At 46.7% G+C, this 16114-nt stretch carries 11 protein-coding genes; 2 read left to right on the top strand and 9 right to left on the bottom strand.

Annotated features, from left to right (window positions below; translation table 11 throughout):
• Positions 1-105: 105 nt before the first annotated feature.
• Positions 106-3225 (bottom strand): beta-galactosidase, encoded by a 3120-nt coding sequence (locus JC525_RS16430; protein ID WP_198816793.1) that lies wholly within the window; start codon positions 3223-3225, stop codon positions 106-108.
• A gap of 103 nt (positions 3226-3328) precedes the next feature.
• On the opposite strand from JC525_RS16430, the gene JC525_RS16425 reads away from it, so the two are divergent.
• The gene (locus JC525_RS16425; RefSeq protein WP_198816792.1) at positions 3329-4198 is read left to right on the top strand and encodes a helix-turn-helix transcriptional regulator; all 870 of its coding nucleotides are present in this window, start codon (positions 3329-3331) and stop codon (positions 4196-4198) included.
• 75 nt (positions 4199-4273) lie between these two features.
• Here the strand turns inward: JC525_RS16425 and pmbA are convergent, their stop codons facing one another.
• Positions 4274-5605 carry a metalloprotease PmbA gene (pmbA, locus tag JC525_RS16420; protein WP_198816791.1) on the bottom strand — a complete coding sequence of 444 codons (1332 nt, stop codon included), beginning with the start codon at positions 5603-5605 and terminating at the stop codon, positions 4274-4276.
• Positions 5606-5677: 72 nt separating this feature from the next.
• Here pmbA and yjgA point away from each other — a divergent pair, with 72 nt between their 5' ends.
• Positions 5678-6235 carry a ribosome biogenesis factor YjgA gene (gene yjgA / locus JC525_RS16415; RefSeq protein ID WP_198816790.1) on the top strand — a complete coding sequence of 186 codons (558 nt, stop codon included), beginning with the start codon at positions 5678-5680 and terminating at the stop codon, positions 6233-6235.
• Positions 6236-6324: 89 nt separating this feature from the next.
• On the opposite strand, the gene tldD is transcribed toward yjgA, so the two are convergent.
• From tldD to mreC, 7 genes are read right to left on the bottom strand one after another with little or no spacing between them, the layout of a single operon-like run.
• The gene (tldD, locus tag JC525_RS16410) at positions 6325-7767 is read right to left on the bottom strand and encodes a metalloprotease TldD (protein WP_198816789.1); all 1443 of its coding nucleotides are present in this window, start codon (positions 7765-7767) and stop codon (positions 6325-6327) included.
• Positions 7760-8578 (bottom strand): carbon-nitrogen hydrolase family protein, encoded by an 819-nt coding sequence (locus JC525_RS16405; protein WP_198816788.1) that lies wholly within the window; start codon positions 8576-8578, stop codon positions 7760-7762. The genes tldD and JC525_RS16405 overlap by 8 nt, the downstream gene beginning before the upstream one ends.
• On the bottom strand, positions 8571-12584 hold the full coding sequence (locus tag JC525_RS16400) for a YhdP family protein (RefSeq protein WP_198816787.1): 4014 nt from the start codon (positions 12582-12584) through the stop codon (positions 8571-8573). The genes JC525_RS16405 and JC525_RS16400 overlap by 8 nt, the downstream gene beginning before the upstream one ends.
• Positions 12585-12611: 27 nt before the next feature.
• A complete protein-coding gene (rng, locus tag JC525_RS16395) occupies positions 12612-14078 on the bottom strand; it encodes a ribonuclease G (protein ID WP_120962836.1) in 1467 nt (488 codons plus the stop codon).
• Positions 14075-14665, bottom strand: coding sequence for a Maf family protein (locus tag JC525_RS16390; protein ID WP_198816786.1), 591 nt, complete (start codon positions 14663-14665; stop codon positions 14075-14077). The genes rng and JC525_RS16390 overlap by 4 nt, the downstream gene beginning before the upstream one ends.
• A gap of 37 nt (positions 14666-14702) precedes the next feature.
• Positions 14703-15179, bottom strand: coding sequence for a rod shape-determining protein MreD (gene mreD / locus JC525_RS16385; protein WP_198816785.1), 477 nt, complete (start codon positions 15177-15179; stop codon positions 14703-14705).
• On the bottom strand, positions 15172-16062 hold the full coding sequence (gene mreC / locus JC525_RS16380; protein WP_198816784.1) for a rod shape-determining protein MreC: 891 nt from the start codon (positions 16060-16062) through the stop codon (positions 15172-15174). Before mreC ends, mreD begins: the two co-directional genes overlap by 8 nt.
• Positions 16063-16114 lie beyond the last annotated feature (52 nt).

Raw genomic sequence — 16114 nt, 5'->3', positions numbered from 1 at the left:
AACGTAGCGGCTTTTTTATAGGTAAACGTTAAGGAGCTATATTTCACGTTAGCGGGCTTACGCGATAGAGCTTTGCACATTGCAGTTCAATACATACCTATTAAGCTATATTGCATCAAAAAGGATTGAGTACCGGTACCTTTTTTCCTCTAATAAGAAAGCTTTGTGTGTACTTGGACTCCATGAGTCATCTCCCCCAACCCCCATATGTGCATGGTCGATGTAAACGAAGATGCAATCTTGTGATGACAAGTCACTTGTGTGTTTAGCGCTATCAAGTTGCGCCTGACCATATTCACTGACGTTAAAGTAGAACTTCCCTTGCGCTTGCAGACCCGCAATATTTAATTGCTTACAGTCGCTTCGCAAACCGTTATCAGTTGGAAAAACATATCGCGTTTGCATTTCATCAATTGGCAGCGAGTAGTGACCATAACGGGCCGCGGCCTTTCTATCCGGATAGTTCTCAAACGGGCCCAAACCCAACCAAGAAACGGTTAAATGATTTTGCTGCAACTCGGTCTGTGCGGGTACTGCAGTTTGCAAACCAATTCTAGGCATAGGCGGTAAGCTATCATCTAACAGCACTTCTACGTCCACTTTCAGCTTCGCTTGCCTGTTAATGGTATACGTCCACTTAGTCGCCGCCACGAGCATATCAGCGTTATGATATTCAAATAACGATGTTATACGCACATCGCCGGTACTCTGTTTTACGTCAATATGGGTACAGGTGCGTTCCCATTGTCCTATACCGGCGCGACGCCAGCGTGACTCCCACGCATTTGGATCAGGGTTATCGACTTCACTCACACCAATATCGTTATCTAGCGGTGCCCTGAAAAAGTTGTCTTCTAGGGGTGCGCTAAGGGTCTCATTCCCGTTTTTAAGCCACGACGTTAATAGCCCGCTTTTACTATTGAAGCTGAACACCTGGTTTTGCACACTTACTAACAGCACGGCATCTTGCGCTTCTACATCTATATCTGCTTTGACGCTTTCTACGTCTCTATCCGTTGAAGCAAAAGATACAATACCGCTCTTGTTGGTGAGTGCTAATTGCGCGGTGTCCATTACGTGCCCCGCGTTCGCCCACGAACAGTCATTGACTAACACTACATCAACATTTAAGTGATAGTCAGCACCCGCCTTAAACCTAATTTCAGGGCTTAGATTAAGCGTCTGGATGTCCTGTGGTGCGATATCGATGTCGCATTCGCCTTCTGCAATTGCTTTACCGTTTTCAAGCACCTGCCAGCGCAAGCGTTCGTTGTCTGTTCGCCTGAATAAGTAGTCGCTGCGTGCGGATAGCACAAGGATATTGTCTTTTTCCACCAGCGAAAAGCTCAAGTTTTGCTGGCAATATTTGGCTTCAAATAAGTGCGGGTGCGGGGTTCTGTCTGGAAACAACAAACCGTTTATGCAGAACTGCCTATCGTTGTCGGTATCGCCGAAATCTCCGCCATAGGCCCAATAGGCTTCACCACTGTCTGTATGCTTCGTTAACCCTTGATCAACCCAGTCCCAGATAAAGCCACCTTGAAGACGAGGATACGCCTTAAACGCTTTCCAGTATTCGTCAAAGCTCCCTAAACTATTGCCCATGGCGTGTGCATACTCGCAAAGAATAACGGGGCGGTTTTCACCCGGCATCGACAACCACTTTTTAATGGCCCATTTAGGCACTGCATCGTCTTTGATGTCGGTATCTACTCTTGCATACATAGGTGCAATGATGTCGGTTGCGGTAGTATCAGCTCCGCCCCCCTCGTATTGCACAGGTCGAGATGGGTCGAAAGACTTCGCCCATCCGTACATTGCGTCGTGTGTAGGCCCGTGCCCACATTCATTGCCTAATGACCAGATAATAATGCAAGGATGATTTTTGTCTCGCTCTACCATTTGCGTAAAGCGCGCCATATAAGCGCCTGCCCATAACGGATCGCGAGATAGTCTTCCCATCGGAAACATACCGTGAGTTTCTATGTTCGCTTCATCTACCACATAAAGTCCGTACTCATCACAAAGCTCATACCAACGAGGATGATTGGGGTAGTGCGCGGTCCGCACTGCGTTGAAGTTGTTTTGCTTTAAGAGCTTAATGTCTTCAAGCATGTCATCTTCGTTAATAGCGTGACCTTTGGTTTGGTGATGCTCGTGTCGATTCACTCCGCGAATTAATATTGCTTTGCCATTAACAAGCAGCTGTCCGTTTTTCATTTCAACGGTTCTAAAGCCCACGTTGTAGGCTTCCCTGTCTACGACGTCGCCGTTGTCATCAATAAGTGCGACTACGATACGATAAAGATAGGGGGTTTCTGCGGTCCAATGTTTGGGCTCTTTTACATTTAACGCTTGGAAGACTACATCATCCCAACCGCCCTTCTCGTCAATTCGTTTGTTGTTGGTACCAGTGATGACTTGTTCAGTAACGGCGTGTGTACCATCAAAAAGCTGAATGCCTACTTTATAGTTCGAGGGCGCTTTAATTGACGTGCGAACCGCCACACTCCCGTCTCGATAGCAGGCATCGAGGCTTGGCGTGACAAATACATCCTGGATGTGATGATGAGGCTTAGTTATTAAGCTAACATCGCGAAAAATACCGCTTAGCCACCACATGTCCTGGTCTTCTAGGTAGCTGCCGTCAGACCATCTAATTACCATAACCGCAAGGCGATTTTCGCCCTCTACAAGCATTTTGGTGATATCAAATTCAGCGGGTAAACGGCTGTCTTGCGAGTAGCCAACATACTCTCCGTTGCACCATAGATGAAAGGCACTATTGACCCCTTCAAATACAATATGATTGCGTTGTGAAAGCTGCGCTTTTGTGACGTTGAACACCCTACGATAGCAGCCTGTTGGATTATCATTAGGTACGACAGGCGGGTTTACCGCAAAAGGATATTTGACGTTGCAGTAAATAGGCTTGTCATAACCTTGCAACTGCCAGTTTGAAGGGACAACAATAGGCTGCCAAAAGCAACTTTCTTCAGCGCTCAATGTGGCAGAAAGCAAGCTCTCGGTGACGCTCTCAGGGGCATCAAATAGCCGAAAATCCCATTGGCCGTTAAGGCTGCACTTTTGTGTATTGATATTGTGCAGCGCATCCTCTAACGACGTATATCCATGATGAGGGCTATGAGCATTGACCCGATTTCGCTGAAACACCACTGGGTTTTGCCAATCATTTTGAGCCACCACTTGCGCGACATTAAGCATATTGTCTCCCTTACGTTTAGTTATGCTCAATATAGCTAAGTTTCAGTAAATCCTTTATGCTCTAATCTTTCATCTATTTATCCAAAACTATCAATAGACACCTATGCAACCTAGTTTCAAAGATATTGTAGACATAGGGCCAAGCTGCTTTGAACGCTTCATCGATAGCAGTAATGTACCAGAAATCAGTGAGCTGGAGATAGAGCTTGCTGGATGCTCTAATTTATCAGGCAATTATACGGTTGGACGCGTCTCGCCCCCTAACCATACCTTGTTTTACAGTCTTAACGGGCAAGGTGTATTTCGTACGCCATGTAGAAATAGGCAGTTATCTGAGGGACAGCTCATGATTTTGCCTGCTAACCAGAGTTTTGAGGTATCTATCATAAGTGAGCAGTGGGACATCATTTGGCTCAATCTCGCGGACACTGAACGCTGGAAACCGCTCGGAAAAGGCGGCGCAGCAGTTGTAGACAATGCGGCTTTAGAAGGACTGCATCACGCTATGGAGCTATTGTATTTGGAGCGTGATGTCGAGAGCAGACAGGCAGCGATGCAAATAGCATCAAAATACCTCTACGCTATTATTGAGAAACAGCTCGGGGCATGTCAAACGGGTGAGCAAAAGGAGAGACGTCAAATAAACAGACTGAACAGCCTATTTTCTGCTGTAGATAAACAATTGCAGTTTGACTGGGATATTAAAAGCTTGAGTGAAAAAGCTCATTATTCATCACCACACCTTCATAGACTGTGTCTACAAATCTATGGAAGAAGTCCGAAACAGCACGTCATCCACCTGCGCATGGCGCGGGCAAAAAGCCTACTGCTAAGTACCCAATGGCCAGTATCCTATATCGCTAGCTACGTCGGCTATGCAAATGTGTTTACGTTCTCAAAGCGCTTCAAGAAGTCTACCGGCATGTCGCCCACCGAGTTTCGCAACGTGAACGAACAATCATCGGTGAGCTAACAGGCTATATCTATCGCGATGCAACGCTGAAGATATAAGGGTGGAGCAAGTCGGCAGAGTATAAGGACTGGGTGCCTAACTTCCCGCTATTTTCATTTGGTCAATAAGCACCGAACCCGTCTGCACGCTGCCGCGCACGTCTTTTTCAGCGCCAATCGCTACAATGCCTTTAAACATGTCTTTCAGGTTTCCGGCAATGGTTACCTCGTGCACTGGATATTGGATGATACCATTTTCAACCCAATAGCCTGCCGCACCACGGGAATAATCCCCCGTTACGCCGTTAACGCCTTGCCCCATAAGTTCGGTGACGAAAAGCCCGGTTCCCATTTCTTTAAGCAAGTCAGCGTCACTATGACCTGTATCACCCACCAACCAGTTATGAATACCACCCGCATGTCCATTCGACCGAGTGTTAAGCTTGCGCGATGAGTAAGTGGTATAAAGGTATGTCGCTAACTGCCCTGCTTCAACAATGGTCATGTCAGAACATGCTACGCCTTCGTTGTCGAAGCTTGAACTTGCCAGGCCTCCTTTAACAAATGGGCGCTCTTCAATATAAAGCCATTCGGGGAAAACCTGCTTACCCAAACTGTCTAGTAAGAAGCTAGAACGTCGATACAGACTACCGCCACTAATTGCGCCCACGTAATGTCCAAACAGGCTCGACGCGATGTCGCGATGCAGAAGCACAGGTACATTCGCAGTATTGATTTTACGTGCACCTAAACGGTCGACCGTAGCTTTTGCTGCATCGATACCTACCGAGGCTGCCGATTGAAGCAGTGCTGCTTTGCGACTCACCGTGTAGGCATAGTCACGCTGCATATCGCCATCTTGTGCGCCAATAACCATACAACTTAGTGAATAACGGCTGCTTGGATAACCTGCGTTTATACCATGGGTATTACCGTACACGCGCATGCCCATATTTGCGTTATACGATGCGCCATCTGAATTCGTAATGCGCGGATCGTAATTCATTGCTGCCGTTTCAGCCTCAATGGCGATCTTTATCGCTTTCTCAGTATCAAGCTCTTCTGGGTGATATAAGTCTAAATCAGGAAATTCTGTCGCAATAAGGTCTGCATCCGCTAACCCTGTGCACGGATCTTCACTGGTATAGCGTGCAATATCTACGGCCTTTTCTACCGCTAACGTCAGTGCCGCTTTACTTAAATCTGCGGTAGACGCGCTCCCTTTACGCTTACCCACATATACGCTTATTCCTAAGCCGCCGTCGTTAGTAAACTCAACGTTTTCAACTTCTTGCATACGTGAAGATACGGCGATGCCCTGCACTTTAGACATGCTGGCTTCGGCTTGGGTCGCGCCTTTAGAAAGGGCTAATTTTAGTACATCATCTACGACATTTTGAATGTCGCCTAACTGCTGCTCAATTTGCATAGTAAGTTTCGCTGTCTTAATTCGACTGTGATAGTTACAATTTAGCTAAAGTGTAACACTAATGAGTTTGAAATGAGTGATCAGAAATACAATTCTCCCGAAGATCCTTACTTCGAAGATGCGCGAGCAGATGAGTTCGAAGAAGAAGAGTTAGTCAGTAAAACTGAGCTTAAGCGTCAGGCGAAAGAACTTCACAAACTAGGTGAAACTCTGGTTAGCCTGACCGATGCACATATTGCCACTATTCCCATGGATGAAGAGTTGGCAGATGCGGTGGCCATAGCGCGCAGAATTAATAAGAAAAAGGATGGTTATCGCCGTCAGCTACAGTTCATCGGTAAAGCCTTGCGTAATCGAGATACCGTTGCAATAGAAGAAGCATTGGCTAAACTCACCCATCAGCATCAGGCTGCTAATGCAGCGTTTCATGCTTTAGAGAAGGCTCGAGAGTCCATTATTGAGCAAGGTGACCCCGCCATTCAAAAGGTCATTGAACAATACCCTGAACTCGACAGACAGAAGCTACGCCAGTTTCATCGCCAGATTAAAAAAGAGCGTGAAAAAAATGCGCCACCGAAAGCGTTTAGAGAGCTGTTTCAGTATTTAAAAGATGGGATGCACGACGATTAACAGCGTTTAGCGTTTGTCGTTAGAAACAAAAAAGGTTGGGACAAACGCCCAACCTTTTTCAGTTTCATCATGTGTTGACTTCAGCAGAGCTACGCCGTTCCACCCACCGTCAATTCATCAATTTTAAGGGTTGGCTGACCCACACCCACTGGCACGCTTTGACCGTCTTTACCGCATACCCCAACGCCTTTATCAAGCGCGGTATCATTGCCTATCATCGAAATTTTTCGCATCACTTCTGGCCCATTACCGATCAAGGTAGCGCCTTTTACTGGTGCAGTAATTTTTCCGTTTTCAATAAGGTAAGCTTCTGCGCTAGAGAACACGAATTTGCCTGAGGTAATATCAACCTGACCACCCGCGAAATTCGGCGCGTAAATACCTCTGTCGATAGACGCAATAATTTCTTGCGGGTCGTGCTGCCCTTCCAGCATATACGTGTTTGTCATACGCGGCATAGGAAGGTGAGCGTAAGATTCACGACGACCGTTACCGGTAGGCGCAACACCCATAAGCTTGGCGTTGTGCTTGTCTTGCATGTAACCTTTTAAAATACCGTCTTCAATCAAAACGTTATGTGCCGTTGGCGTACCTTCGTCATCCACAGATAGTGAACCGCGGCGGTCGCTTAATGTACCATCGTCGACAACGGTGACGCCTTTAGCCGCTACCTGTTGGCCTATGCGGCCACTGAACGTTGAAGCGCCTTTTCTGTTGAAGTCGCCTTCAAGGCCATGCCCCACCGCTTCGTGAAGTAACACGCCCGGCCAGCCGTTACCAAGCACAACGGGCATAGCACCAGCGGGGGATGCCACGGCCTGCATGTTCACTCGCGCCATGTGAAGCGCATCTTCAGCAAGGTTTTCATAGTAAGGCTTTCCGTTTTCATCTTGTTTGAAAAACGAGTAAGCATAACGACCACCCGCGCCGGCTGACCCGCGCTCACGCCTATCACCTTGCTCTAGCAAAACCGAGCAGTTCAAACGTACCAGTGGACGTATATCTGTGGCTAGTGTACCGTCGCTCCCTGCTACTAATACTTCTTCGTACACACCGCTTAAGCTCACGACGACCTGATTGGCGGAGGGCTCTTGTTTGCGAATGTATGCGTCTACCGCTTTAAGCAGTGAAATCTTTTCAGCATCTTGCATTGCAAGAATCGGGTTATTCTCGCTATAACGCGCTTCAACGGCTTTTTGGCCTAATGCTGCGACTTGCTGTGTACCGCCACTAGGTGCAATACCACGGGCAGCTTTACATGCTTTGGTTAAGGCTTCTTCGCTTATTTCATCGGAGTAAGCAAACCCTGTTTTCTCGCCGCTGATCGCGCGTACGCCAACGCCGCGCTCAATGTTATAGCTGCCTTCTTTGATAATACCGTCTTCCAGCACCCAGCTTTCATGCTGGCTAGACTGAAAATACAGGTCGGCATAGTCGGTGCTGTGGCTATGAATAGCGGCTAGCGCCTTCTCTAGCTTTGAAATATCTAGCCCTGAGTCAGATAATAAATGACGCTCAACAGATTTAAACAAGGTGACTCCTGAATCGGTTATGTTCGGCAACCGGCATATTTTGTTTAATGGTCTCTCTTTCTGCAATATCAACGTTGGCCGCTACAAAACCTACGTCGGTTTTACGTTCGGCAAGGGTTTCACCCCATGGTGATAAAACAATGCTATGGCCGTAAGTTTCACGACCGTTGGCGTGCACGCCGCTTTGATTTGCTGCTACCACGAAACACTGTTTTTCTATCGCTCTGGCTTGCAACAATGCATGCCAATGCGCTTCACCAGTACGCTGGGTAAACGCCGCCGGCAATACTAAAATGTCAATATCGCCCATTGCAGAAAACAATCCTGGAAAGCGTACATCATAGCACACCGCAAGCCCAATGTTGCCAATTGGCGTGTTAATGGTGACGACCTCAGTTCCTGCCTGCGTTGTTGCCGACTCACGGTAACTTCCCGTATTGTCGTTCACCGACACATCAAACATATGAATTTTGCGGTAGTCCGCAAGTACCTCGCCTTCAGGGCCAAACAACATGCAAGCTGCCGAAAATTTTTCGGGGTTAGCAGTTCTAATCGGAAATGTACCTGACACAATATAACACTGATATTGAGCGGCCAATGCTGACAAGCGCTGTTGGATTAACCCTTCGCCTTTGTTTTCGGCAATAGCTAACTGGCCTTTGTCTTTGCCGCCGAAACAGGCAAAGCATTCTGGCAGCACAATCAAACTATTTGCTTCGATGTTTGCCGCTGCCATCTCTTTAGCAACGGTATCAAGATTTTCATCTACATTGGGCGTAGATGTCATTTGCAGTGCAATTAGATTAACCATCGATCACCTCCATTTTCACCCTGCGTAGGTCATCATCCGTCAACGGCCGGTCTTGCGGATTAGCAGGAACGGGCGCATTCTGCGCAGGTAAACTAATGTCTTTACTGTTGCGCTCAACTTCGTCGAACTTAGGATCTTTTATGGTGCCAGTAACGCGATAGTTCACATTCGAAATCACTTTCGCAGAGGTTAGCACTTGGTCAATGGCCAATGCGGCCAATGCAGTGGGTGGTGTCGCTAAAAAATACACCAAGAACGGTAAGTTACCCGTGACGTTTGGCGCAAACGACACATTGTAATTCAAACCGCCGGTATTTAAATCTGTGTAACCATTTATTTCTATTTCACCTGCACCACCGTCAATTTCGGTATCGTCGGTGTACGCCTTTCCGTCCACGATATTAAGCGTGCCGCCCATGTCATCGTAAAAAAAGCCCTTCGCGAAAACATCTCTAAAGTCGAGACTAAGCTTTCTAACAATTGAGTTCAAACTAAACAGCGTGAAAATTCGGGAGCCTTTGTCGCTAAGCTCGGTCAAATATCCATCAGACAAGGACCACTCTACGTCACCGTTAAGTGCTTCAAAACCAAAATCCATGGGTGCGTTAGGCCAGTTAACGTTAAATCTGATATCGGCGCTTGAATCTTTAATACCCGATTCAACGCCGTATTCTTTTAACATTTGCCCAACGTCAGGAGACGTCAGGGTGCCATTTAACGCACTTTGTATCTTTCCATCTACATGCTTCCAATAACCGCTAGCGGTGATATTGGTTTCATCTGACTTAAGCAAAAGCTGACGAATGGCAAGCCCGCTATCATCCTTTGCAATATCTAGGGTAACTTCACCTAAGTCGATGCCGTGAAAACCACAAGATTGGCAATAAAAATAAATAGGCGGTAGAGAAATAGGATCGATATTGTATGGCGAATCTTCCTTTGCCGAGACGTGTTCTGTGACAACAGCAGAACTTTCTACATAAAGACTATCGTCTGATGAACTAGGCGCCAGTTGCACCGGCTTATCTAGCGACAAATAGTCTGCGTTTATCTCTATACCTTGCTGCGCTAAATCGCTATTAATCCGAATCGTGGCACGCGCTTGTGGTGACGCTAGATCTAAAATCCAGTCTTTATTCCGCTCGGTCGCGTTTAACTGTGCATTTTTAATCGCGTGCCCGGCAAAATTGAGCTTCTCAGCTTTTGCAAAAATCCGTGACGGTGTACCAAACAAATTAGCACGGGCCGTATTGCGTTCGGTGTCCGCCGTATTTTCCATATCGCTTGTTAACGCGCCTTTTGCTGTGACTTTTTGCACAGCATCTTCCCCTGCGCCTGAAAGCAGCATATCAATCGTGCTAAACCACGCCTGCACATCGGCTTCGGCTAAGTTCGCACTAATACTAAAACCTGTTCCGATATTGGCGATGTCACTGTCGCCTAATGCAAGATGAGCGCGGGAAAACTGCATTTCTTTGTGCGGTAAAATGCCGTCAAAACGAATGCTATCGCCGAGTGTCGCCACTACATTTGACGCCTTACTGTCGCCCTCGCTACTGATCACGAGAGGCATTTCACTTCCTGCTGATGTATCAAAGGGTGCTGGCAATAGGCTTTGCGTCGCCGTCAAATCAGCTGTCAAATTTGCGGCGTACTCAAAGCTATCCTTTGACAAAGTAAGATCAACGCTAGTCTTCCATTCACTTTCACCATCAATATAATCGGTGAGGTCCGTATTCACGTAATTTGCAAGAGGATGTACATGCCAGCGCCCCCCTAACTCAACTGAGAGGTCGTAGGTATCGCTCTGTCGACCTGACAGTGAAAGGTAGATAGGCTGCTTTAAGAAACGTGCTTGTAGATTAGTGGCGTCAATGTCTCCGTTGGTGAACGACACGTCTCCTGAGGCTTGATCGAAAAGCATCTTAGTTGCTGCTATATAAACGGGATTGTTGGCTAAATGCGCCGTACCTGAAGCCACCACATCTTTACCTTTGAACGGGATATCAAGCTTAATATCTGCGGAAAGCGGCCCACTAATTTGCACTTCATCCTTAAGTACTTTCCCTAAAGAATTTTCAAGAGACGAGTCCATCATAAGTGCAGTAAGCGCGTCACCGGTCCCCTCTCCGGTGGCGTAAATTGCCAGACGAGCATCAGGTTTAAAGCTTGGAATGGCTGCTGACATATTGCTTATTTGCATGCCTGCCAACGTCGCGGTTGGACTCTCCATCACCAAAGCGTTGTTTACAAAATAGAGCGAGAGATCTAAATCACTGAGCGCAGGCCAGTCCGGTGCAAATAAAAAGTCGCCGTCTTCGATGTCGACATATGCTTGAAAAATACCTGTGTTGTCCTCGAAGGGAAAATTACCGGTGGCGCCATGCCATAGAATGCGCGCACTGCTTATGTCGCCTTTTCCGTTAAAAGCGCGAGTTAGATACTTGTCAGTATTTTCCCCCATTACGGCTACAGGAAACAGGTCGCTCACTTCACTTAAGAGGATTGCGCTCACATCCGCATAGAAAGACATGAAACCTGTAGCGGTATTGAGCTTGAACTGTGGTTTTAGTGTAACCGCATCGCTGTCAAACAGCATCTTGTTACCTTTTACAATCCACTGTTTTTCTGTCTCGCCTGAAGTGGTAGGGTAAATGTAGAACTGCGATGTGAACGCGTTGATATTGATATCTTTTTTGATGATCCCAGTGGCACTTAACACACTATCGGTACTTTCCAAGTAGATTGCACCGTTGTGCTTGTACCAAAACAATTCCGCATTCAGCGACGACAGCCCTGGAATTTTATCCGTCTTAGTCCACTGTAAATCGAACACTTTGGCCGCCAGCGAAGGTTCACCGTTATGTAGTTGAATCTGCAAGGTCGCCAGTTCGCCTTTCGGATCTAGCCCGCGTATTTCGTCCTCACCCGTGTCGTCCATAAACAGTGGAAGGAGCAGCAAGAAGGGGTTTACCTGAACGGGCTTAACCGTGTTGACCAGTACGTCGCCATTTGGCGCTATACTGCCAATGAGATCGGTCGTCATCGTCTCACCGTTTGAACTAACAACGAGATTATCTAATCTGACATTCCATCCACCCTGTTTACTGGCCGTGTTGGGTAATACTTGCAAACTCCCGCTCGTTATACCTGTTACGGTTGTAGCGCGACCGCCGCCCCACTCCAATAAGCTATTATCGAGTTCGGCCTGCACACTGAGAATTTCACTATTAGTAAAATCAGCCCACACTTCAAAATTAGCTCGGCTTTGCGTTAGCGGACGCTTCGTTTTTATTAAATCGCTAACCCATGGTGAGATATCAAGTTCTTCTGCTTTTGCGTAGAAAACGCCGTCAAAGTCTTCTCGCGACCCCTTGATATCGATAACAAACGAAGCAGAATTTGCAGCTAGCTCAGCGACTTTCAGCTGGCCTAAACCCTGATGCCGATCGTTATGGTTGTTCCAAGACAAGCTTTCTATATCAAAGGTGTTCGTTTCGTTGAGATGGGTTATCGATACCGCACCGTCTTCAAGGGAAAAGCTTTGTAACTGCTCTAGGAATAAACGTTCGAGGGCACTGACTACAGGAAAGTTGCTTTTTCCCCCGCCCGACAAACGGTCTGCATCAACTTCGAGTCGAAGACCGCGCAATTCAAAGCGAGTAGAAGAAATAAGTTGATGGCGCAGAGACTCCCAAAAGTCTAGTTCGACGTAAATCTGGCGAATATCAAGCGCAACTGGCGAGGCATCATCTTTGGCAAGCGACACCGAATTCAACACAATGCTAGGACCGCTGCGCTGCCAAACGGCATGCACACTTTTGATGGATAGGTTTACGCCATACTGCTCATTTATATAGTTTTCCAACAAATGTTTGTTGTGCTCAATATGCGGCAGAGCATAGCGTGCAGCGCTTAACACGAGCGCGAAAAGTACCAGTAATACGGCGAGTAGCAGCCAGAACTTCTTAAGTAGATAAGCAGCTACCGACGAAAAATTTGTCACATTTTGCCTTTGTATAACGTTAATGCATTACATCATGACGACGTCGTACTTATCCTGGTTGTACAGTGTTTCTGTTTGTACCTTAATCTGCTTAGATACAAATACTTCGAGTTCGGCCAGCATATGAGACTCCTCACCCATTAGCGCTTCTGCTACTTTGGGAGACGCATAAACCACAAATTTATCAGCGTCATAGGCACGATTAACTCGCACTATTTCACGCATGATTTCAAAACAGATGGTTTCAATAGTCTTCACTGTGCCACGCCCTTTACACACAGGGCATTCACCACAGAGAATATGCTCAATGCTTTCACGGGTGCGTTTACGAGTCATTTCAATTAACCCTAACGCTGTAAAACCGTGAATATTAATTTTGGCTCTGTCCTTGTTTGTCGCTACCTCTAGTGAATGTAAGACACGTCGTTTATGATCTGGTTCAATCATATCGATAAAGTCGATAAGGATCATACCGCCAAGGTTACGCAATCTTAGTTGACGCGCTATTGCTTGCGTCGCTTCAGTATTGGTATTAAATATGGTTTCTTCTAAATTACGGTGCCCAACAAAGGCGCCAGTATTTATATCTATGGTGGTCATAGCTTCGGTTTGATCAATGATTAGATAACCACCAGATTTCAAGTCGACCCGACGTTCGAGCGCGCGCTGCGCTTCATTTTCAACATCGTATAGATCAAAGATAGGTCTATCACCGGTGTAGTACTCAAGTTTGCCATTCATTTCTGGCACGTACTCTTTGGTGAACTGAAAAAGTTCTTGGAACGATAACTTTGAGTCTATGCGTATTCTATCGAGTTCTGTGCCTACAAAGTCACGCAATACGCGCCGTGCAAGCGGCAAGTCTTCATATAGCACATTAGATTTGCGTTTCTTCATGCGAGATTGAATTTTATCCCAGAGTCTTCGCAAGAACGCGGCATCTGACTGCAGTTCATTTTTGCCTACCCCCTCTGCTGCGGTACGCAAAATGAAACCACCGTTTTCATCACAAAACTCTTGCACCAACGACTTCAAACGCTCTCTTTCGGCTTCTTCTTCGATGCGTTGAGATACGCCCACATGGGTAACTGAAGGCATAAATACAAGATAACGACTTGGGATAGTAATGTCTGTAGTTAGGCGCGCGCCTTTAGTGCCGATTGGGTCCTTTACCACCTGAACCACAATATCTTGACCATCTCGCACCAACTCGCGAATGTCTTGTTTTTGAATATGGCTTGCCGAGACTTCCTCTGCAATTTCGTTGTGAATGACAATATCAGACGCGTGTAAAAAGGCCGCTTTCTCTAGGCCAATATCAACAAAAGCCGCCTGCATACCGGGCAATACACGGCTAACTTTACCGCGATAAATATTGCCAACCAGCCCGCGTTTAGTGTGACGCTCGACGTGAATCTCTTGCAATATTCCGTTTTCAATCAGCGCAACCCGTGATTCTGATGGGGTAACATTAATAAGCAGTTCAGCACTCACGACACAACTCCAAATGCATTGAGTAATTGGCGGGTTTCATAAAGGGGTAAACCTATTACAGCACTTGCACTGCCATTAATTGACACCACAAATTCTCCACCAATACCTTGAATAGCGTAACTCCCTGCTTTATCAGCAGGTTCTCCTGTCTCCCAGTATGCGTCAATTTGCTCATCCGTCAATGCTGCAAAAGTCACTCCGGTGGTGATAACTTGGGTCTGTTGGCGCGAATCACTCAATGCGCTGATAGCTGTTAACACCTCGTGCTGCTTTCCAGAAAGCATTCTCAGTATTTTTTTAGAGTCGGCTTTATCAATTGGTTTCCCAACGCTTTGCCCCTCAAAGGCAATTAGCGTATCGCTTGCTAAGATAACGGTATCTGCGGTCATAGAATGCTGCGCTTCTAGATGAGCTTTAACGGCTTGCGCCTTTTCAGCTGCAAGGCGTGTAACGAGCGCTTGCGGTGTTTCATTGAGGCGCGGCGACTCGTCAATATCGGCAGGATGTATTGTGTGCGCAATGTTCATCTGTTTGAGTAACGCGGTGCGTCTGGGCGATGCTGACGCTAACACTACCGATTTTGTCATTGACTTACCTTTGGTTTTTAGCAAATAGAAGAGTGAATTACGATATAGAAAACTGTCTTCGGGTGCGCCGTAGCAGCCAAAATACCCAGGGCCATAGCACCATAGACGTTAACACCGGCCACAAATAATCCACCTGAAAATAAATATCGGTTAAAAGGTGCTGAACCCAAAACGTCATGAGGTGATAAAGCGATGACATAAGACCAATAATTATCGCTTGCTGCCACACGGAGTAGTTGCGTAAACGTTGATAGTTTGCCGCCAATATGTAAACGCTAAGGCTCAACCCTAAACTGTGAATCCCAAGCGTTGTGCCCACTAGCACGTCCATTGCCACTCCTGTTAGAAAGGCAACACCAACATTAACTCTATGAGGCAGCGCCATGCTCCAATAGGCTAGCACGACCAATACCCAATCAGGGCGATACACGTCGACCTGCGAGGGTAAAGGTACAATTTGAAGAACCAGTGCAACCAAAACGCTTAGCCAAATAACGAGGTTACGTTTACGCATCGGACGTTTTCTCCTCGCTTTCAGTCACATCTTCAAATTCATTATCAGGCTCACCGTCATCCTGCTTATTTTGCCAAAGGAGAAGGAGATGGCGAAGTCTGTCTAAATTAGCTAAAGGCTTAACGATAACGCGGGCGAAGGGCCTGCTTTCATCGCGTACAACTTGCGTGACTTTTGCCACAGGATAGCCATCAGGAAAAACATTTCCTAACCCTGAAGAAATAAGCGTATCGCCTTCCTGTATATCGACGCTATGGGGTACATGTTCAAGAAAGAGCTCATTAAGCGCGCCACTTCCTGTCGCTATAAATCGGATATCGTTGCGAAGTGAACGCACAGGAATAGCGTGGGTAACGTCTGCGATAAGTAAAACACGACTGTTTGTAGACCCTACTTCCATGACTTGTCCTACAATGCCTTTATCATCAAGCACTGGTTGAGATAAATAAACGCCGTCTATCGCCCCTTTATTTATCACCACCTGCTGGCTATAAGGATTCTTATCGACCGCCATGAGCTCGGCAACCATTTTACGCGAAGACTCCCGAACTGGCGCTTGTAATAACTCACGAAGCTGGGCATTTTCTTTGGAAATAACCTCGAATCGCTGCAGCTTCTCGCTCATTAGCAAGAGCTGGTTGTTTAGCTTTTGATTTTCAGCCAAAAGCTGCTCTTGCGACGTGAGACGCTGCGCGCTTTCACTCAGCATAAGTCCGGGGAGGTTAGCAATATACTGAAGTGGGCTCATTAAAGAGTTTAGATAGACTCGCGTAGATTTGAACCCGTCCATTTTGTGATCGACAAATATCAGCGTTACTGACAACACAAGGGCCAGCGTAAGTCTGATATTTAAGGAAGGACCGCGAGTAAAAATAGTATCCATTGACCCGTCCTAAGATAGGTTGACAGTTTTTAGGCCAGCTCCAGTAGCTGGC

The organism is Alteromonas sp. IB21 (assembly GCF_016405965.1).
Taxonomy (GTDB): Bacteria; Pseudomonadota; Gammaproteobacteria; order Enterobacterales; family Alteromonadaceae; genus Alteromonas.
Note: the sequence above shows the minus strand (reverse complement) of the source record. Positions and strands in the feature narration are given on the sequence as shown.